This window comes from Mucilaginibacter inviolabilis (assembly GCF_011089895.1).
Classification (GTDB): Bacteria; Bacteroidota; Bacteroidia; order Sphingobacteriales; family Sphingobacteriaceae; genus Mucilaginibacter; species Mucilaginibacter inviolabilis.
This window is the reverse complement of sequence record NZ_JAANAT010000001.1, coordinates 2150973-2170779: the sequence shown is the minus strand read 5'-3', so window position 1 is coordinate 2170779 and position 19807 is coordinate 2150973. Positions and strand designations below refer to the sequence as shown.

General features: G+C 41.7%; 18 protein-coding genes. 6 read left to right on the top strand and 12 right to left on the bottom strand.

From position 1 onward, the window contains the following. Window positions 1-50: 50 nt before the first annotated feature. The 3 genes from G7092_RS08660 to G7092_RS08650 form a co-directional block, all read right to left on the bottom strand. A complete protein-coding gene (locus tag G7092_RS08660; protein ID WP_166088181.1) occupies window positions 51-1616 on the bottom strand; it encodes an ArnT family glycosyltransferase in 1566 nt (521 codons plus the stop codon). Between the two features lie 197 nt (window positions 1617-1813). Beyond that, a complete protein-coding gene (gene murA / locus G7092_RS08655; protein ID WP_166088179.1) occupies window positions 1814-3121 on the bottom strand; it encodes a UDP-N-acetylglucosamine 1-carboxyvinyltransferase in 1308 nt (435 codons plus the stop codon). A gap of 228 nt (window positions 3122-3349) precedes the next feature. Next, window positions 3350-4084, bottom strand: a complete 735-nt coding sequence (locus G7092_RS08650) for a DUF4290 domain-containing protein (RefSeq protein WP_166088176.1) — start codon at window positions 4082-4084, stop codon at window positions 3350-3352. 203 nt (window positions 4085-4287) lie between these two features. Between G7092_RS08650 and G7092_RS08645 the strand changes: the two genes are divergently transcribed. Next, on the top strand, window positions 4288-5385 hold the full coding sequence (locus G7092_RS08645) for a mandelate racemase/muconate lactonizing enzyme family protein (RefSeq protein ID WP_166090949.1): 1098 nt from the start codon (window positions 4288-4290) through the stop codon (window positions 5383-5385). A gap of 43 nt (window positions 5386-5428) precedes the next feature. Here the strand turns inward: G7092_RS08645 and G7092_RS30765 are convergent, their stop codons facing one another. Continuing rightward, window positions 5429-5554 (bottom strand): hypothetical protein, encoded by a 126-nt coding sequence (locus G7092_RS30765; RefSeq protein ID WP_260170807.1) that lies wholly within the window; start codon window positions 5552-5554, stop codon window positions 5429-5431. A gap of 118 nt (window positions 5555-5672) precedes the next feature. Beyond that, entirely contained in the window at window positions 5673-6449 is a 777-nt protein-coding gene (locus tag G7092_RS08640) for an NUDIX hydrolase (protein ID WP_166088174.1), read from the bottom strand. Between the two features lie 140 nt (window positions 6450-6589). On the opposite strand from G7092_RS08640, the gene G7092_RS08635 reads away from it, so the two are divergent. The 4 genes from G7092_RS08635 (at window position 6590) to G7092_RS08620 (ending at window position 10530) form a co-directional block, all read left to right on the top strand. Then, on the top strand, window positions 6590-7594 hold the full coding sequence (locus G7092_RS08635) for a sugar phosphate isomerase/epimerase family protein (RefSeq protein ID WP_166088172.1): 1005 nt from the start codon (window positions 6590-6592) through the stop codon (window positions 7592-7594). A gap of 11 nt (window positions 7595-7605) precedes the next feature. Beyond that, complete coding sequence (locus tag G7092_RS08630) at window positions 7606-9363, top strand: GMC family oxidoreductase (protein WP_166088170.1); 1758 nt, start codon at window positions 7606-7608, stop codon at window positions 9361-9363. A gap of 3 nt (window positions 9364-9366) precedes the next feature. Then, on the top strand, window positions 9367-9984 hold the full coding sequence (locus G7092_RS08625; protein ID WP_166088167.1) for a gluconate 2-dehydrogenase subunit 3 family protein: 618 nt from the start codon (window positions 9367-9369) through the stop codon (window positions 9982-9984). 81 nt (window positions 9985-10065) lie between these two features. After that, complete coding sequence (locus G7092_RS08620; RefSeq protein WP_166088165.1) at window positions 10066-10530, top strand: GNAT family N-acetyltransferase; 465 nt, start codon at window positions 10066-10068, stop codon at window positions 10528-10530. 92 nt (window positions 10531-10622) lie between these two features. On the opposite strand, the gene G7092_RS08615 is transcribed toward G7092_RS08620, so the two are convergent. The 4 genes from G7092_RS08615 to G7092_RS08600 all read right to left on the bottom strand — a co-directional run bounded on the left by G7092_RS08615 (window position 10623) and on the right by G7092_RS08600 (window position 13802). Continuing rightward, complete coding sequence (locus G7092_RS08615) at window positions 10623-11993, bottom strand: dipeptidase (RefSeq protein WP_166088163.1); 1371 nt, start codon at window positions 11991-11993, stop codon at window positions 10623-10625. Window positions 11994-12113: 120 nt separating this feature from the next. Then, window positions 12114-13256: a hypothetical protein gene (locus tag G7092_RS08610; protein ID WP_166088161.1), complete on the bottom strand. Its 1143-nt coding sequence runs from the start codon at window positions 13254-13256 to the stop codon at window positions 12114-12116. A gap of 198 nt (window positions 13257-13454) precedes the next feature. Beyond that, window positions 13455-13598 (bottom strand): hypothetical protein, encoded by a 144-nt coding sequence (locus tag G7092_RS08605; protein ID WP_166088159.1) that lies wholly within the window; start codon window positions 13596-13598, stop codon window positions 13455-13457. 60 nt (window positions 13599-13658) lie between these two features. Next, window positions 13659-13802, bottom strand: a complete 144-nt coding sequence (locus tag G7092_RS08600) for a hypothetical protein (protein ID WP_166088156.1) — start codon at window positions 13800-13802, stop codon at window positions 13659-13661. A 572-nt stretch (window positions 13803-14374) separates the two neighbouring features. Between G7092_RS08600 and G7092_RS08595 the strand changes: the two genes are divergently transcribed. Next, window positions 14375-15814: a tetratricopeptide repeat protein gene (locus tag G7092_RS08595; RefSeq protein ID WP_166088155.1), complete on the top strand. Its 1440-nt coding sequence runs from the start codon at window positions 14375-14377 to the stop codon at window positions 15812-15814. Between the two features lie 23 nt (window positions 15815-15837). Here the strand turns inward: G7092_RS08595 and G7092_RS08590 are convergent, their stop codons facing one another. The 3 genes from G7092_RS08590 to G7092_RS08580 form a co-directional block, all read right to left on the bottom strand. Further along, window positions 15838-16140, bottom strand: a complete 303-nt coding sequence (locus G7092_RS08590; protein ID WP_076374336.1) for a hypothetical protein — start codon at window positions 16138-16140, stop codon at window positions 15838-15840. 234 nt (window positions 16141-16374) lie between these two features. Beyond that, complete coding sequence (locus G7092_RS08585) at window positions 16375-16743, bottom strand: helix-turn-helix domain-containing protein (protein ID WP_076374337.1); 369 nt, start codon at window positions 16741-16743, stop codon at window positions 16375-16377. Between the two features lie 147 nt (window positions 16744-16890). Further along, a complete protein-coding gene (locus tag G7092_RS08580) occupies window positions 16891-19188 on the bottom strand; it encodes an ATP-dependent helicase (protein WP_166088153.1) in 2298 nt (765 codons plus the stop codon). Window positions 19189-19807: the final 619 nt, after the last annotated feature.

Genomic DNA, 19807 nt, shown 5'->3' with positions numbered 1-19807 from the left:
TTTAGCTGTACGATTTATTACAGATGTTTTTATCAAGCCTTTCGCTTAATTTACTCCAACCTCTTCCTCGCCAGCTCTTTGGTATATCGTTCTTGTAGTGGGGCTTTAATATCGGTTATCAGATATATACCGGTACCCTTTTCACGGGCAAGGTAATGATCAATCTCTCCAAGCTTTTGGTAGGAGCCGATCATTTTACCGGCTACAAACTGACGAATATTTTCGCCGCCGTTATCATCCACATAGATGAGGTATTTGCACAGAAGACTATCTGGTGCCCAAAGCGTAAAACTGCTGTTGAGGGATATAGCTTTAGGAAAGTTGAATTGCTTACTATAATGATTTAGGGCGCCGGCTTCGCCGTAGTTATCGGCATAAACAAGAGTTTGTTTTTGCTGTTCGGGGGTTAACTTATGATAAGCTTCGCCTACTTTTCGGGCCAGCTCATCCCAGCCGTACATATCGGCATAATCTTGTGTAAGGGGGTGTTGTTTTTGATCTTCCCAAGTAATCAAAAAGTCCGTGGCCGGTATATTTTTATGGGCAAATCTGAAAAATGCCAGGGTATGTTCTATCGAAAATATGGGCAATAGCATGGGCAGCAAGAGCATATTAGGTAACACAAATACGGCTATAGTAAAAGTGCGCAGTATATAACCTTTGGTTTTTAACCATCTTTCAAAACCAAAACCGCCGGCTGCGAATAGCATAGGGTAGGCGCCAAAAAGATAATAGTTTTTGCCATCCATCTCCAGTAAAAAAATAAATATCAGCGCATAAGCTATAGCCAGAAATTGAAAATTGCGCAGCCTGAAGGAGAAGATGAGAAACAGTAAACCAGTGAACCAAACAAAAAAAGCTACACCATGCACCAGCAATTGCTGTTCAATAAATTCAACGGGTTTAATATAGCTTAGCTGTTCTTCGCGCAGGGTTTTCATGTGCGTTATCAGCGGCCAGTGATGCTGAATTTGCCAGATGAGATTTGGCAGGCAAACTAAAAATGCTACTAAAACTGCACCCAATATATGCTTGTTAAATAGTAGTTTACGCTGTTTGCTGATAAGAATACCAATAATCAGGGCAAACGTAAAAAAGGCCATAGTATACTTGGTGAGCATACCCAGACCAACAGCCAGACCTAACCAGTACAGGTATTTAACATCGGTGGTGTTAAGGTATTTGATCAATAGCCAAACGGTTAACACCCACCAGAATTGATCGAAAACAACAGGCTGAAAAAGATAACCACTTGCGGCAAATGCCGGCGAAAATATAAGCGCTAAACAAGTTAGGGTAATGGCAAACTTGCGCCCTCCAAATTCAACTGTAATCAAACCGGCAAACCAAATAATAAGCCCGCTGCAAATGGTAGGGAAAATGCGTGCTGCAAAAAGCGAATGCCCAAAAAAAGTGTTGGATATTTTGGCTACGATGGCGATAAAGGGAGGCACTTCTTTATAACCCCAATCCAGGTGATTAGCTAAAACCAGGTGTAATAATTCATCGCGCTGAAATCCAAAATGGTTTATGGCAAATAAATTAAGAACTACTTTTATAAATACAAAAATCAGTATGAAATATGCATAAGTTGACTTTCGGTTTTTATATGGCATTGTTCTGGTAGGTTTTACAAGGCTCAAAGCAGGGGGTAAAGCCAAATGCTAAAGTAACATAACAATTCTTAAAAACAAAAAAGTGAAATGTAACGATTTAGAGGGAAGGTGAAAGGATAAAGGTTAAAGGCAAAAGGTTTTTATCATTGGTAGATGCAGCTACCTTTAACCTTTCGCCTTTAACCTTTTACCTTCAATTATATTCTGGTAATATCTGCGCCAAGAGCTCTCAAACGATCATCAATATGTTGATAACCACGTTCAATTTGCTCAATATTATAAATGGTAGATTGTCCTTGTGCCGAAAGTGCGGCAATGAGCAATGCCACCCCGGCACGAATATCAGGCGATGTCATAGAGATACCGCGCAGTTGAACTTGTTTGTCTAACCCGATAACAGTAGCACGGTGCGGATCACAAAGGATAATCTGTGCACCCATATCCAGCAGTTTATCCACAAAGAATAAACGGCTCTCGAACATTTTTTGATGGATCAGTACCGATCCTTTAGCTTGAATGGCAACTACCAATACAATGCTGATCAGATCGGGGGTAAAGCCGGGCCATGGAGCATCGGCAACAGTCATGATTGATCCGTCGATAAAGGTTTCTATTTCGTAATGATCCTGTGCCGGAATATAAATATCATCGCCACGCAGCTCCAGTTTAATACCCAAGCGTTTAAATACGTCGGGTATCATACCCAACTCCGGATATTTTACATCTTTAATAGTGATCTCGGAACCGGTCATGGCCGCAAGACCGATAAAGGAACCAATCTCGATCATATCTGGCAGTAAACGATGATCTGTACCGCCAAGATAGTTAACACCTTCAATGGTAAGCAGATTAGAGCCGATACCGCTTATTTTGGCACCCATGCGATTCAGCATTTTGCAAAGCTGTTGCAGGTATGGTTCGCAGGCCGCGTTATAAATGGTGGTTATACCTTTGGCCAAAACAGCTGCCATTACAATATTGGCCGTACCGGTTACCGAAGCTTCATCCAGCAGGATATAAGTGCCTTTAAGGTTGGAAGCATCGACATTGAAAAAGCCGTCGGCAGGGTTGTAGTTAAATTGAGCACCCAGTTTTTCGAAACCCAGGAAGTGGGTATCTAAACGCCTGCGACCAATTTTATCGCCACCTGGTTTGGGGATGGATGCTTTACCAAAGCGAGCCAGCAGTGGACCCACGATCATGATTGACCCGCGAAGACCACCACCTTTTGATTTAAAAGTTTCTGACTGGAAAAAATCCTGATCAATATCTTTTGCTATAAAGGTGTAGGTATCATCGCCGGTTTTCTCCACAATAACGCCCATGTCGCCCAGCAGCTCAATCAGCTTATTTACATCTTTTATATCAGGTATATTACTGATGGTAACTTTCTTGTCGGTCAATAATACCGCCGAAATTACCTGTAAAGCCTCATTTTTTGCTCCCTGCGGAGTAATCTCGCCCTTTAGCGGTTTCCCGCCGTTTATCACAAATGCGTTAGTCATAGGAGTTTATAATTGATTGATCATGATTCGTTTTTGCCCACACTTAAATTAGTAAAATAAGCGTACTATTTCAGGGCAAAGATTATAAAATTAATGGAGACAAGCCGATCTTTCAATCAAATATTTGATTGAAAATATTTGATCGGTTTTAAGCAAACAACCCGGTTACCTTGCAGATAACCGGGTTGTTGTTGCTTTATAGTTCAAGTGCACTAATGAACCATTGAACTAGTATTTCTTAGCGCCGCCATTGTTACGGTTGCGATTGTTTTGGTTGTTATTGTTATTGCGGTTGTTTTGATTATTGTTCTGATTACGGCCGCGATTGTTTTGATTATTATTCTGATTGCGCCCGCGGTTGTTCTGATTGTTATTGCTGTTGTTTTGGTTAGGGCGGAATTCAACGCGATTAAGGTTGATGTTTTCTTCCAGTTTCAGCGTACCACCTGATAAGGCGTACAGATCGGCCAGGATACTTTCGTCGGCAACCGAATCTTTGTTCCATTGTACGTAAGCCATTTTCATGAAATTGGCAATGGCCTGCACCATATGGCGTTTACGGTCGGCATCATCAATGCTTTTTGCTTTTTCGATCATCAGCTCAATGGTTTTGCCATAGTGTTTGTATCTGATGCGTTGGTGTGGATATCTTAAAGGCTGTGGTTTAATATGTATAGCCTCTGGTGATGGCTTTGGATACGGTGAGTCTACATCTATCTGGTAGTCTGATATGATGTGCAGGTGATCCCAAAGCTTATGCTTAAAGTCGGCTACGTCGCGCAGGTGTGGGTTTAAAAAACCCATTAAATCAATCACTACCTGCGCGTAGCGGTTACGTTCTTCTTTAGTAGGCAACGCAACAATGTATTTAACCATGTTTTGTACGTTGCGGCCATATTCAGACAGGATAAGTTTTTTCCTGGTTGAGTTATAGTCAAATTCAGGCGTGTTTTGTTGAGCCATGTTTATGCTGTTGTAATGTTATTATTAAGAAGGATTTAAATTAGCCAGACAAATGCCCGTGAATTGGGATATGAGGCTAAAATTGAATTGTTACTATATTGTAGTAACGCAAATATAAGGTAATAGTATCAATGTGCAAATTATTGACGCAAAATGTTACTTTAGACAATCATAAACATAAAATCTGCATCGTGAAAAACAAAATAATCATCACCCATATCGATATATACCGCTTTAGCATTCCTATGGAACCGTTCACTATTGCGACGGGGACTTTAGATCATGCCCAAAACGTTTTTATCCGGATACATACCGATGCCGGTTTTTATGGAGTAGGAGAGTGCTCGGCTTTCCCCATGATCGTAGGCGAAACGCAGGATACCTGCCTGGTAATGGCTCGTGAATTTGCCAAACTTTGGAAAGGTCATGATGCCCTGGATATACCCGCCCGCATGCAACAGCTGCATAATTTCACCGCCGGTAATACTACCATTAAAAGTGCTTTTGATATAGCTTTGTTTGATATTGCCGCAAAAAATGCCGGTGTACCATTATATCGTTTATTAGGAGGCGAACGGCGTGAAGTAGAATCAGACATTACCATTGGTATTGCCGGGCCGCATATGATGGCGCTTAAGGCGCTTGATTTTAAAGCCACAGGAGCTACTGTGCTCAAGGTAAAGCTGGGAAAGAATGCGATTGAGGATGTAGAACGCATCCGTCAGATACGTGAAGCTATCGGCAGCGATATCAAAATACGTATTGACGCCAACCAGGGCTGGAGCTTTGATGATGCTGTTTTTGCACTGCAGGCCATGGGGCAATATGATATTGAATTTTGCGAACAACCTATGCGTACCTGGTACGATGATCGTTTACCGCAACTGATGCAGCTATCACCCGTTAAGATCATGGCAGATGAAAGCGTGTACAACCATCATGATGCCCGTAAGCAGATCAATAGCGGCTCTTGCCATTACATTAATATCAAAATGTCAAAATCGGGCGGGATACTGGAAGCGAAACAAATTCACGATGAGGCGGCTTCAAAAGGTATTGCCTGTATGATGGGGGGGATGTTGGAAAGCCGTATAGGACTGAGTGCAAAACTGCACTTTGTATATGCCAGTCCGAATATTCGGTTTTATGATATGGATACCTGTATGCTGGGGCATCTGGAAGATCCCTGCATTGGCGGTGTGAGTTATGAAGGTTATCAGTTAAGTATTGGTGACGAACCGGGGATAGGCGCCGATGCTAATGAGGCCTTTTTGGCCCATTGTGAGCATTTTAAGATTTAGGCAATGGGGGCGCGGCGTTTGCCGACAGCCCCATCGTGTGGTTTTATAACAACGGTTTGCGCTTAAATCTGTTGGCGCTTTTTGCCGTTGTGATCTTTTCGGCTTTAGTGTTTTTAACTTCCCTTACTTCCTTTACGGTTTCGCCTTTTGATTTTTCCTTAGTTTCCATAATAGTATGTTTTATATATATGAATAATACTCGCTATCAGGTGCTTTTGTTTTACGTAAATATAAGGAAATGTGTCATATTATTGTATTTATTTAATGTGAACAAAACGTTGTCATATTTACGTCAAGGTTGTGCCGGTTTCCAGGGCCTTAGTGTATTTTTTCAGATCAAATTTGTATAAAAACGGTGCCCGGTGCGGGCCGATGTTTCGTTTTTCGTTCAATTTTTTAATCAAACCTAAAAACACCAGCTTTTTCGGGAAATTCCGGATGTCCAGTTTTTTGCCTAACAGAGTTTCATAAACCGCGTGTATTTCGGTCAGGGTGAACTTAGTGGGCAGTAGTTTTTCGGCAATGGGATAGTAATAGAGCTGCGTGCGCAGGGTATGCAGCGAATCCTTAACCATCTGATCATGATCATATAACAGGGGAGGTATCTCGTCGATGTTAAACCAATTGCAAGAGTCAGAGAGCAGACCGGCCTTCGGTGTAACCAGCGAAAAATCGGTAAGGGCATAGTATCCCACAGAAATGGTTTGGTCTATCAACCAACTATCTTTAATATAAGGTACACCCACCTCTTTCGAGAATTTTTCAAAATCAAGCTCGCTCCATTTGATGCGGTCGGGATCGCCAAAGGTTTTATATTGCTTCAGGTACAGATCCGTCAGACTGGTGCTTTCGGCCACAATGCGGTTGGCCGCCTCGTCCAGGGTTTCTGTTCGTTTAATGTATCCCCCGGGAAGGCAATAGCCTCCCAGCGCTTTATAACCCGATAATAATATTTTTAACTGGTGATCGTGGTAGCCGAATATAGCAGCATCAATAGATATATGCGGCATATAATGCTTATGCCCGTTGGTAATAAAATCCTGTAGTTCACTGAGGGTGTTCATAGCGTTTAAAGTACGTCAAAATCGACTTAAAAGTAAAGCTAATAATTTCTATTTGGTAAAATTTGCAAAATAGAAATTAAGCCATAACTTTATTGTGTAAAATTTACCAAATAGAAACCTTCTTTTACCACTAACCGCTTATGACCTTAAACAGAAGAGATTTTATTACCCTTACCGCGATGGGTGCGGCGGGAATTGGCATAGCTGCTGCTATACCAGATTTTTTGTTTGCTAAGACAGAACAAAAAGCTGATGGACTGTTTTTTAAGCTGGCCTTATCACAGTTTTCGCTAGCAAGCCAGTTTTGGAGCAAAAAGCTCGATCCGCTTGATTTTCCGATGAAGACAAAAACCGCCTTCGGTATTGAAGGATTGGATTACTGTTCTATGTTTTTTGCCGATAAGGCAAAGAATACCACGTTTTTGAATGAATTGAAAAAACGATCGGCAGATAATGGTTGCTACAGCCTGCGTATTATGGTGGATGGGGAAGGTGTACTGGGGCATTTGGATACTGCCGAGCGTACAAAAGCTATCGAAAATCACTATAAATGGATAGATGCAGCGGCCTTATTGGGCTGCCCCATGATCAGGGTGAATGTGGAAGGTGATGGAGCACCTGAAGAGGTAGCCAAAGCAGCCGAAGATAGCCTGGCTAAACTCATAGCATACGGGAGTAAAAGCAAGATAGATATTATTGTAGAGAACCATGTAGGTATATCCTGTAATGGCGCCTGGCTAGCGGGAGTGATGAAAAGCGTTAACAATAAACACTGCGGCACCCTGGCCGATTTTGGCAACTTCTGTATCAACCGCACCAAGCCCGAGGCGCAAACTATCGATGCCTACATGAAAACCAAATGCCTGGAAGAGTATGACCGCTACAAGGGGATTACCGAGTTGATGCCTTACGCCAAAGGGGTCCACGCCAAAAGTCACACGTTTGATGCCGCCGGCAATGATACCGAAACTGATTTCTATAAAATGTTCGGCATTATCAAAAAGTCGGGTTTTAATGGTTGGGTGAGCATTGAGTACGAAGGAGGGCTATTTAAAATGTACGCACCCCAAAGCAATTACCTGGATGATGACGCCGGAGTGCTTGCTACCAAAAAATTAGTTGAAAAGGCTGGTAAAACTGCTTAACCCATCCCGACATGAAAGATATTCAGATCAAAAAGTCGGCCGAGGTATATGACATAGTGATCATTGGCTCGGGCGCAGGTGGTGGTATGGCCGGTTATGTGTTAGCTCATGCGGGTATAAAAGTGCTGATGCTGGAAGCCGGACCTTTTTTTGACCCTGCAAAAGACTCGGCGCAACTGAAATGGCCTTATGAGTCGCCCCGGCGTGGTGGTAATGCTACGCGGCCAATGGGTGATTTTGATGCAGCTTATGGCGGCTGGGATATCGACGGCGAACCATATACCCAAAAAGGTGACACTGATTTTAAATGGTTCAGGGCCAAAATGCTGGGTGGGCGTACTAATCACTGGGCACGTATATCATTGCGCATGGGCCCCAAGGATTTTAAATGTTACAGCAGTTTTGGCGCAGGCGACGATTGGCCCATAACCTACGATGACATTAAACCCTATTATGATAAGGTTGACAGGCTTATCGGTGTATACGGCTCGATGGAGGGTTTGGAGAATGACCCGGATGGGATATTTTTGCCAGCCCCCAAGCCCCGGCTTAACGAACTGTTTGTAAAAAAGGCAGCGACCGGACTTGGTATTAAAGTAATTGCGGGTAGGGGTTCGGTGCTTACCGCGCCGCTGCCGGGTAATAAAGACCGGGGCGCCTGTTTCTTTTGCGGGCAATGTAACCGCAGCTGTAAAATATATGGCGATTTTTCGGCTTCGTCGTGCCTTGTGATTCCGGCTATTAAAACGGGTAATCTAAAAGTAATTACCAATGCCGTAGTGCGGGAGATATTAACCGGAAGTGATGGTTTAGCCAACGGGGTATCCTATATTCTCAAAGACTATATGCAGGAATACAGCGTAAAGGCCAAAACGGTTATCCTGGCGGCGGGTACTTGCGAGTCTGCTCGTATTCTGCTTAATTCAAAATCGGCTCAGCATCCTAACGGCTTGGCTAACGGTAGTAATGTAGTTGGTAAATATCTGCATGATTCTACCCAAACCGGTGGTGCTGCTATTATGCCTCAACTACTCAATCGTAAACGGTTTAATGAGGATGGTGTAGGCAGCCTGCATTTATATGCACCCTGGTGGGGCGATCATAAAAAACTCGATTTTGCCCGCGGCTATCACCTGGAGATATTCGGCGGTATGATGATGCCATCATATGGTGGTTATTTTGGTTTTGAAGGTACACTGGTGCCTTATATCAATGGATATTTGCCCGGGGCCGATGGTAAGATGAAACCAGGTGGTGGTTTTGGCAAATCATTGAAAGAAGATTATCGTCGTTTTTATGGTACCCTGGCCGGAGTAGGCTGCCACGGTACGGATATCGCCAAAGCAGATAACTACTGCGAGATAGATAATAGCGTGGTTGACAAATACGGTATCCCGGTGTTGCGCTTTAACTATAAATGGGGGGATGAAGAGATAAAACAGGCCCGGCACATGCAGCAAACCACCCAGGAAATCATCAAAGCTATGGGTGGTATTCCTTTGGGACAGCCTGCGGGACCTGATAAAAAATATGGATTGGATAAACCGGGTAAAGGTATCCACGAGGTGGGTACAGTACGCATGGGCGACAACGCCGGTAAATCGGCATTGAATAAATGGTGCCAGGCGCATGATTGTAAAAACCTTTTTGTAGTGGATGGCGCCGCGTTCACCCAGCAATCTGAAAAGAATCCCACCTGGACTATCCTCGCGCTTTCGATGCGCACAGCCGAGTATATTTTAGATCAGAAACGAAAACTAAACGTATAAGCCATGAACAGACGAGAAAGTTTAAAAGCCATAGGTTTATCGGTATCAACAGTGGTACTGCTGGATGCCTGCAAAACAAATCCGGATACCCCAACAGAAGATAGTAAAACCATAGTCGAGCCTGGTCGCCAGGCTTATGAAACGGAAAGGGATAAGCACCTGCAGTCAGAAAAATACTTTACCGATCATGAACTGGCTACGATAACCGTACTGGCCGATATCATTATCCCTAAAGACGAACATAGCGGCAGCGCCTCAGACGCCAAAGTGACCGATTTTATAGAGTTCATTGTAAAGGACGAACCCGAGCATGCCCTGCCTATGCGTGGCGGCCTGCGCTGGCTGGATGTAAAATGTTTGAATATGTATGATAGTGAATTCAAAAGCTGCACCCCGCAGCAACAGGAAGCGATGTGCAGCCAGATCGCTTACCCTGCACTGGCCAAACCGGATATGCTGCCAGGTGTTACCTTTTTTAATAAAATGCGTGAGCTGACTGCTATCGGTTTTTTCACCAGTAAAATTGGTATAGCCGATTTAGGATATAAGGGAAATTCGCCCGGTAAATGGGAGGGTGTACCTGCCGATGTATTAAAGCAGTATGGGTTGGAAGGAGTCTGAGTAGTTTTTCAGTAAAGGGTTAGGATTGATGCCGGCGTAGTTTGTATTAACTTTACCTGAGTAAAATACATCTGCTTAAATATGAATAACGAACTGACATTTAGGTTGGCTACCACAGATGATCTGGCTGATATTGTGGCCATGCTTGCCGACGATACACTGGGTATGGGAAGAGAGAAGGTAGGAGCTGTATTTTCAGACAGGTACATCCATGCCTTTGAGAATATCCGAAAAGACCCAAACCAGGAACTGACTATTGTTGAAATGAACGGTGAAAAAGTGGCAACATTTCAATTGTCATTTATTCAATATTTAACTTATGAAGGAGGCCTAAGGGCACAGGTCGAAGCGGTAAGAACTCATGGTAAATTCCGTGGGCAGGGTATAGGAACCCGGGTATTTGAGTACGCCATCAACAGGGCAAAAGAAAAAGGTTGTCATATGGTGCAGCTCACCTCCGATAAAAAAAGACCTGATGCTATCCGTTTTTATGAATCGTTAGGCTTTGTTGCTTCGCATGAAGGAATGAAACTTAAGCTGAAATAAGCACTTAGAAGTAAGACTTACGAAGTTTTAAAAACTTCGTAAGTCTTTAAGGAAGAGTCCTTGTTCTTTATTTCAAAAATCTTTTATTCTAATTACTTGCTTAGCTCCGCAAAATATTTGTGGAACAATGGAATAGTTTCAATGCCTTTATAATAATTGAAGATATCATACTTTTCGTTTGGAGAATGCAGCGCATCGCTATCCAGGCCAAAGCCCATCAGTACAGTTTTAAGACCAAGCTCGGCTTCAAACAATGCCACAATAGGGATACTGCCACCACCGCGTGTAGGGATCGGATCTTTACCGAATGATTCGGCAATAGCTTTTTGAGCTGCACGATAAGCCACGCTATCAGTAGGGGTTACAGCCGGCTCACCACCGTGATGCGGGGTTACCTTTACTTTAACACTGGCCGGAGCTATGCTTAAAAAGTGTTTAGTGAAAATCTCGGTAATTTTCTCGCTGGTTTGGTTGGGCACCAAACGCATAGATATTTTAGCATTTGCTTTTGAAGGCAATACGGTTTTAGCACCTTCGCCAATATAGCCGCCCCAAATACCGTTTACTTCTAAGGTTGGACGGGTGCCGGTACGCTCAAAGGTAGTGTAGCCCTTTTCGCCCCAAAGCTCCTCTACATCAAGGTCTTTTTTGTATTCAGCCTCATTGTAAGGCGCATTGTTCAATGCGGTACGTTCTGCAGATGTAAGATCAACTACATCATCATAAAAGCCGGGAATGGCAATATGATTGTTTTCATCATGCAGTGATGCTATCATTTTAGCCAATATAGTTGCCGGATTAGCTACAGCACCACCATAAACACCGGAATGCAGATCGCGGTTTGGGCCTGTTACTTCTACTTCCAGGTAGGATAGGCCACGCAGACCGGTTTCCAGCGAAGGATGCTCCATGCTGATCATCGAAGTATCTGATATCAACACCACGTCGGCTTTCAGGCGTTCTTTATTAGCTTTTACAAAAATGCCCAGGTTTGATGAGCCTACTTCCTCTTCACCTTCTATCATAAATTTGATATTGCAAGGTAACGTATTGGTTTGCATCATCAGTTCGAATGCTTTTACGTGCATGTAAAACTGACCTTTGTCATCACAGGCGCCGCGGGCATATATTTTACCATCACGTACGGTTGGTTCAAAAGGAGGGGTTTTCCAAAGCTCCAGCGGATCTGGTGGCTGTACATCATAATGCCCGTATACTAATACAGTTGGTTTGGAAGGATCAATTATTTTTTCGCCGTAAACAATGGGGTAACCAGCGGTTTGGCAAACCTCAACTTTATCGGCGCCAGCATCGCGTAATTTTTGAGCTACGTAATCGGCGGTTTTTAAAACGTCGGGTTTGTATTTAGGATCGGCGCTAACCGACGGGAAACGCAAAAGTTCAAACAACTCATCAAGTAAACGTTGCTTGTTTTCGTCTACATACTGTTTTATATGCTGCATAGTTATAGAATTTGCAGCAAATATATTGATGTTTATTGACTTAAAACAGCAACAGTTCATGCGCTTTAATTGCATGAACTGTTATAGTATATATTGAGAGTGATTTACCCGTTTAAATAATTATGCAGCGAAATCAGCAGAGCCTAAATCTCTTTTAGGACCAGATACCGAAGCAAAATCAGCAGAACCTAAATCTCTTTTAGGACCAGAAACCGCAGCGAAATCAGCAGAACCTAAATCTCTTTTAGGACCAGAAACCGCAGCGAAATCAGCAGAACCTAAATCTCTTTTCGGACCAGAAACAGCAGCAAAATCAGCAGAACCTAAATCTCTTTTCGGACCAGAAACAGCAGCGAAATCAGCAGAGCCTAAATCTCTTTTTGGACCAGATACCGCAGCAAAATCAGCAGAACCTAAATCTCTTTTCGGACCAGATACCGCAGCAAAATCAGCAGAGCCTAAATCTCTTTTCGGACCAGATACCGCAGCAAAATCAGCAGAACCTAAATCTCTTTTCGGACCAGATACCGCAGCAAAATCAGCAGAACCTAAATCCCTTTTAGGGCCAGATACAGCAGCGAAATCAGCAGAGCCTAAATCTCTTTTAGGACCAGAAACAGCAGCAAAATCAGCAGAACCTAAGTCTCTTTTTGGACCAGAAACCGCAGCGAAATCAGCAGAGCCTAAATCCCTTTTAGGGCCAGATACCGAAGCGAAATCAGCAGAGCCTAAATCCCTTTTAGGGCCAGATACAGCAGCAAAATCAGCAGAACCTAAGTCTCTTTTTGGACCAGAAACCGCAGCGAAATCAGCAGAGCCTAAATCTCTTTTCGGACCAGAAACAGCAGCGAAATCAGCAGAACCTAAATCTCTTTTTGGGCCAGATACCGCAGCAAAGTCAGCAGAACCTAAATCTCTTTTTGGGCCAGATACCGCAGCAAAGTCAGCAGAACCTAAATCTCTTTTTGGGCCAGATACCGCAGCAAAGTCAGCAGAACCTAAATCTCTTTTTGGACCAGAAACAGCAGCGAAATCAGCAGAACCTAAGTCTCTTTTTGGACCAGATACCGCAGTAAAATCAGCAGAGCCTAAATCTCTTTTAGGACCAGAAACCGAAGCGAATTCAGCAGAACCTAAATCTCTTTTCGGACCAGATTTAGCGGCAGTTTTGCCTCCATCCGAAGTTGAAGCGTTTGAGCTGTAAACTGAAGAGGTTAAGAAGGTGCTTAAAGCTAGGGCTGCTATGATTGTTGACTTTTTCATGGTGTTTTTAAATTTTGATTGTGGGGGATGAATATTTTTGTTTTATATAAATTATTTCAAATCGTGTTTGTATGCTTGTTAATTGACGATGCCTAAATCTTGGTCATGGCTAAATATTGCCATAACTTAAAACTGAGGTGCTTTCTTTTATGACGATGATAGGTCATCATTAAGCGCGTCTACGGTCATGATTGTAGATCAATCTGCACTACCCAGGTCTCTTTTAAAGCCATTGGTAAATGAATGAGTGCCGATGAGCTCGGTACGTACATTTGCTTTTTGACAAGATGAAACAATGCCGGTAAAAAGAGTGGCTACGGTGATGATGATCAGTTTTTTCATGACTTATTATAATCTAATGCTGTGCAGATTCGGTTAAATATTAATGTGTAGTCTAAAAGTTTAGTCGGCGCTGCCTAAATCTCTTTTAAATCCAGTTGCGGTTTTATTAAAAGCTGGTACAGATACCTCTACAGTTTTTTTTGACGATGATGATACAATTCCTGTGCTTACTATAAGCAATGCCAATAGGATGGTCCTTTTCATGTTGGTTAATATTTATATTAATATCATATTTAATTAACTAATATTAAATAATATTGTAACTGATATTTAATGTTAGCTGTATTTTATTTGTTTGCAACCTGATCTCTATTTATGTAACCGGTTGTTGTATTCGTATTTTAATTTAATTTGATAATCAACGTTATATGAAGTGGTTATTTAACCTTTATATAACAATTCATATCTCTTTTATTGAAAAAAAATAGTAGTTTTAGAGGCAATGGTTGTATGCTTGATAAAACGTTTATTCCTTTTTTATTTATTTTAATTAATCAGATAGTATAATAGTTTAAAATATGGCCCCTTCAAGTATTTTTATGCTTTAAAATGAAGCATGAAGTGCTATTTTTATGTTGTTTAAATATTATAATATTAAAATCATATTTACACAATCTATTGTATATCAATCAATTAACACTGCAAATATAAATATGTTTTTTGATTTTGATGGTAAAAAAGATAAAAAAGTTTTCAACAACGTTTTTGTCCCGCTTATTGGATATATTTCAGCATAATTCATAACTTTCACGCTAATTGACCGTAAAAGTGCTTTAATGAAAAAAAACTGTACATTTTTATTATTTTTTTTTGTAACACTTACCGCATATGCAAGGAATATTAATGAAGTGGTGGCTAGGGATACAAATGAGGTAGTAAATTTAAATAGCCAGGCTTATGCAAATAGGTTGACCGATCCGAAGCAAACAGTTGAGGATGCAACTAAAGCATTGACCCTGGCTACTAAACTCAGTTATTTAGATGGTATTGCCGAATCTTATCGCGTTATAGGGATTGGAAAGTATTACCTCGACCAACCCGAAAAAGCCATTGATAATTATCTTAATGCATTAGCTTATTTTGCCAGAAACAGTAATCTTAGGGGCGAAGCTAAAGTTTACAACAATATAGGGGTGTTATTTCGCGATCATGACTATGACCGATCCTTGGTTTACTTAAACAAATCGCTGGTTATTGCCGAAAAAATTGGCGATAACAAACTTATTGCAGCTTCGTATCTCAACATAGGGAATACCTATAATCGCAAAAATAACCTGCATCAGGCCCTTAGTTATTATGATAAAAGTTACCATCTGTTTAGTAAGTTGCAAGACTCAGTAAACCTTATACAATGTTTGTTAAACAGAGGTGTGATATTTTATAAGTTAAAGGATTATGATAAAGCTCTTGGCTTGCTGCTGGAAGCTAACAGAGGGGCTAAATCACGTGATCTGAATGAATCGGTAGCCAGTATCAATCTTACCCTGGCTTCGTTGTATATGGCACAGCGTAAGTTTGATGATGCCGAAAAAATGGTACGTGAAGGTACAGCCTATACGCAGCTGGTTAAAGACCCTAAACTGGAATACGATTATAAGTATACCACTTATGAGCTGGAGCTTAACAGAAGGAATTTTGAGAGCGCCTTATCGTCTTTAAGGGAAATATATAAACTTGACAGCGCAACCTATAAAACAAATGTATCTGTACAGATGAATTTGATAGAGGCTAAACGCAAACAGGAAGAACAGGCCAAAGAAAATGAACGCGTGGCAGATAGGCAGGCTTATGAACGTTCCCGTTTTTGGGCCGTTAGTACTGTGGCTGGCTTGTTACTGGTTGTTATTGGTTTGCTAGTAGGTAATGTGAAACGAAAAGCAAAAACCAATGCTCAGCTTACTATGCTTAATGGTGAGGTTTTAAGACAAAAGGACAATCTAGACCGGATAAACCATCATCTGGAAGAAATTATTGATGAAAGAACAAAAGATCTGCAGATCAAGAACAAAAAGCTTTCTGAACATTCCTCCTATCTGTCGCATCAGATTAGGGGGCCAATTGCTACACTACGCGGTTTGATAAACCTGGAGAAGGAAGGGTTGGTTGATCAGGAAGAGTGTATCGCCATGATGGATAAATGTGTTTCGGAAATTGATGAGAAAATAATAGAAATGAGCGACATGCTGCATGGCCCATCGCATAATAGCAACTCCTGAAACAATACTGGTTTTTATAATGGCTAGCCGAGGTTAAATGCGCCTGGCCAGGTAGAGTGTATTTGGGCTTCAATAAGCCCCAGGTAAATACAATATCTGGATATCATTTGCAGGATAAGCAATTGCCTGTGTTTATTATAACCCTCAGTTTCAAAAGCAAGTGTTTCGTCACCAGCGGTAACAAAAAATCTAACTTCGCCTTGTCTGGGTTTAAATCTTGATTGTAAAAGATCAAATACCTTAACTTTAAGTTTGCTTTTGGGATCATGGATGGTCCCATCTTTCAAAGCCTGGTTTTTTGAAATAGATATAAGATAATTTGACATAAACACTTTTTATGATAAAAAATGTTTATGCCACAATTTTTACTCCAATTTTAAATTATAGGGGATATAAAATGAAATTGTGATCATTTATTTGCATTTTCCTTGCAAAATTTACTGGAATTAAATATTGTTAACCAATATTTAATTGAATCGAACTGAATTAATCAGTAATTTATATCAAGGTATGTAGTATAAAAGGTGTAACTGTAAGGTTTACAGAACACATGTGTTAAATTATAGGACTAAAATGCTTTTGTTTCGCAATTCCTCATAAAGTAAAATCACTTTGCGTTGCAGGCTTGCGATCTCCGATTCCCTGTCTACCAGTTTTTTCTGGGCAATGCTCAGGTTTGATGGAGTAAGGTCAACCTCACCTTCTTCAACACTTAATATTTGTGCTACTGTTATTTCAAATATATTGGCAATTTGCTCCAGTCGCGACAAGTTAATATCCGTTACACCAGTTTCGATTTTTGAAAAAGCCGGGATAGAAATACCCAGCCGGTTTGCTACATCTTCCTGACTCCATCCGCGTTGGTGACGTAAAGTCCTGATGTTCTTTCCAACGGATTTGTTCGTTTTCTTTTTGGTGCTGTCGTTCATATCAATGTTTCCTCCTAATTAACTGAGGAAACATATCCAAATGGTATGCCATCATTAATTCCGGTTAAAACTACTGGGAATAACCCTTAGTTTAACGGGATATTAAAAAAAGTGGGGAATTATTTACACGAAAAATAAGCTTAACCTTCAGTTGATATTATTAACGATATATAGTTTGGCAAATTTAAGCAGTAATTGTTTCTGTCCTATCTCCTTAAAAAATATGGTTGCTTTAACGTCGGGCTTGTTACCTTCCAGGGTCAACACCTTTCCAAAGCCAAAACGTTCATGCTCTACTTCCATACCCACTTGCAGGTTTGAAGTGTCAGAGGGTTTGAAATTTGGTGAGGGCACATGCGCTTTAGCCAATATCGATGTTGTTTTAACCGGAGCCGTTGTTGCCGGTTTAGGCTTGGAGAATGCATCGGCTTGCTTGCCGCTGCTCCAGGCTTTACGGTCATCATCAAAGAATGCACTACTGCCGCTGCTGGCCGGTTTGGCGCTGTAATCAAGCTCCAGGTATTTGGCATCTATTTCGTCCAAAAAGCGACTAGGCTCACAGCTGATCAGCGTGCCAAATTTAAATCTGGAGGTAGCATAACTGATGGTAAGCTTGGTTTCGGCACGGGTAACGGCCACATAAAACAGGCGACGCTCCTCTTCCAGGTCACTGCGCGAGTTGAGTGACATTTGTGAGGGGAACAGGTTCTCCTCCAAGCCAACCACATATACCTGCGGGAACTCCAAACCTTTGCTGGAGTGGATAGTCATCAATGAAACGGTATCGGCGTCCTTGTCTTTATCTTTATCATCATTGGTAAGCAGGGCCACATCCTGCATAAAAACATCAAGTCCTTTTTCTTCAATATCTTCCCGTTCAGAGAATTCCTTGATACCATTCAGTAACTCCTGGATATTCTCATAACGGTTAAGCCCTTCTACGGATTTATCTTCATACAGGTCTTTTAATAAGCCCGAATGCTGCGCTATATACAAAGCCGATTCATAAGCCGATTTTGACTTGGCCAACACCTGGAAACTCTGGATCATAGTAGCAAAAGTGCCCACCGCGCCCGAAATTTTTCCTTCCGGGTATTTGCCCGGCTCTGCAATTACTTCCCACGGAGTGATGCCATGCTGATCTGCGCTTACAATGATCTTATCAACCGAGGTGTCGCCGATGCCCCTTTTAGGGTAATTGATCACCCGTTTTAATGCTTCCTCGTCATTAGGATTAAAGGTAAGCCTGAAATAGGCTATCAGGTCCTTGATCTCCTTGCGCTGATAAAAAGACAGACCACCGTATATTTTATAGGGGATACCCAACTTACGGAGGGCTTCCTCCATAGATCGTGATTGGGCGTTAGTGCGGTACAGAATGGCAAAATCATGCCATTTACGGCCTTTCAGACTGCGATCCTGCATAATGGTTTCGGCCACCATTTTACCTTCCTCATTATCGCTGAAGGCACGCATTACTTTTATTTTATCGCCACTTTCCTTTTCAGAAAAAACGTTCTTTTTAAGCTGATCCTTATTATTGCTGATGATGCTATTGGCAACATTTACAATGTTTTGGGTAGAGCGGTAATTTTGCTCCAGTTTAAACACTTTCAAATCCGGGTAATCCTTTTCAAAGTTGAGGATGTTCTGGATATTGGCACCACGGAAGGCGTAGATACTTTGAGCGTCATCACCCACCACACACAGGTTTTCGTTTACGGCAGCCAGCTTTTTAACGATCAGGTATTGCGAAAAGTTAGTATCCTGATACTCATCCACCATAAGGTATTTAAACTTATGCTGGTACTTATTAAGCGTATCAGGGTGCAGTTTCAGCAGCTCGTTGGTTTTGTACAGCAAATCGTCAAAATCCATAGCGCCGGCACGGAAACAGCGGGTAGCATAAGTCTGGTAAATAAGCCCCAGCTGACCACGCCCGCTCGAAAAATCGTCGGCCTGGATCTGCTCATTTTTCTGATACTCCTGCCACGAGATCAGGTTGTTTTTGGATGCTGATATGCGGTTCAGTACAAAATTTACATTGTACAGCTTATCGTCCAGGTTCATTTCCTTTAAAATGGCCCGCAGCACGCTTTTGCTGTCGTCGGTATCGTAGATGGTAAAGTTGCTTGGGTAGCCAATTTTGTCGGCCTCCACGCGTAATATCTTGGCAAACACCGAGTGGAATGTACCCATCCATATATTTTTGGCTTCGGTACCCACCACATGGGTGATACGCTCGCGCATTTCGCGGGCAGCCTTGTTGGTAAATGTAAGTACCAGTATATTAAAGGAGTCGACACCCTTGCGTACCAGGTGTGCCACTCTATATGTAATAACCCTTGTTTTGCCAGATCCGGCGCCGGCAATAATCATTACCGGTCCTTCGGTTTGCTCAACCGCAGCCCTTTGTTCGGGGTTTAAACCCTGTAGATAATCCAAAATCTTGTCCTCTTTTCTTGAATCAGCGAAATTAAGCTTTTGGCCCGAAAGGGGAAAGTAAGATTGACGCCGAACGGGATAAAAATATCAACAATAGTAAAGGTGGGAAAATTGAGTGTGCAAAACTTTCGTCCCAAATAGACACCGCGTTTTTGATATGTCGAAAACAAAACTTACAAAATTCAAACTATGCCTGGTTGCAAAGGGGCTTTTTAAGCCCTTATTTTAACACTTTTTTGGCCAAAATGAGTATGAAATTGCTTTAAAACTGATCGAAAACTCATCCAAAACCACAGATTTTAACACTTTTTAACAAATTTTTGACAGCTTTTAAAAACTTTAAAAAGTATTAGCTTATTGATATTCAAATAACTATATGCAAACAGGTTGATTTTTGGATCGTTTTGTCCCTTTAACCAAACAGCCCTGCTTACAATTTTCAAAGTAAGCAGGGCCGCTGATGGATATACTTAAATATACGAAAAATAGTTTGGCTTAGCAAGGTCTTAAGGTTTAATATCGAACGTTGAATAACGAGGCAAAAGATTCGATTTGCGATATTCTAAATTCATGATTCAATGTTATTTCTTTTCTTCTTTAATCGTGCTCGGTTCCAAAA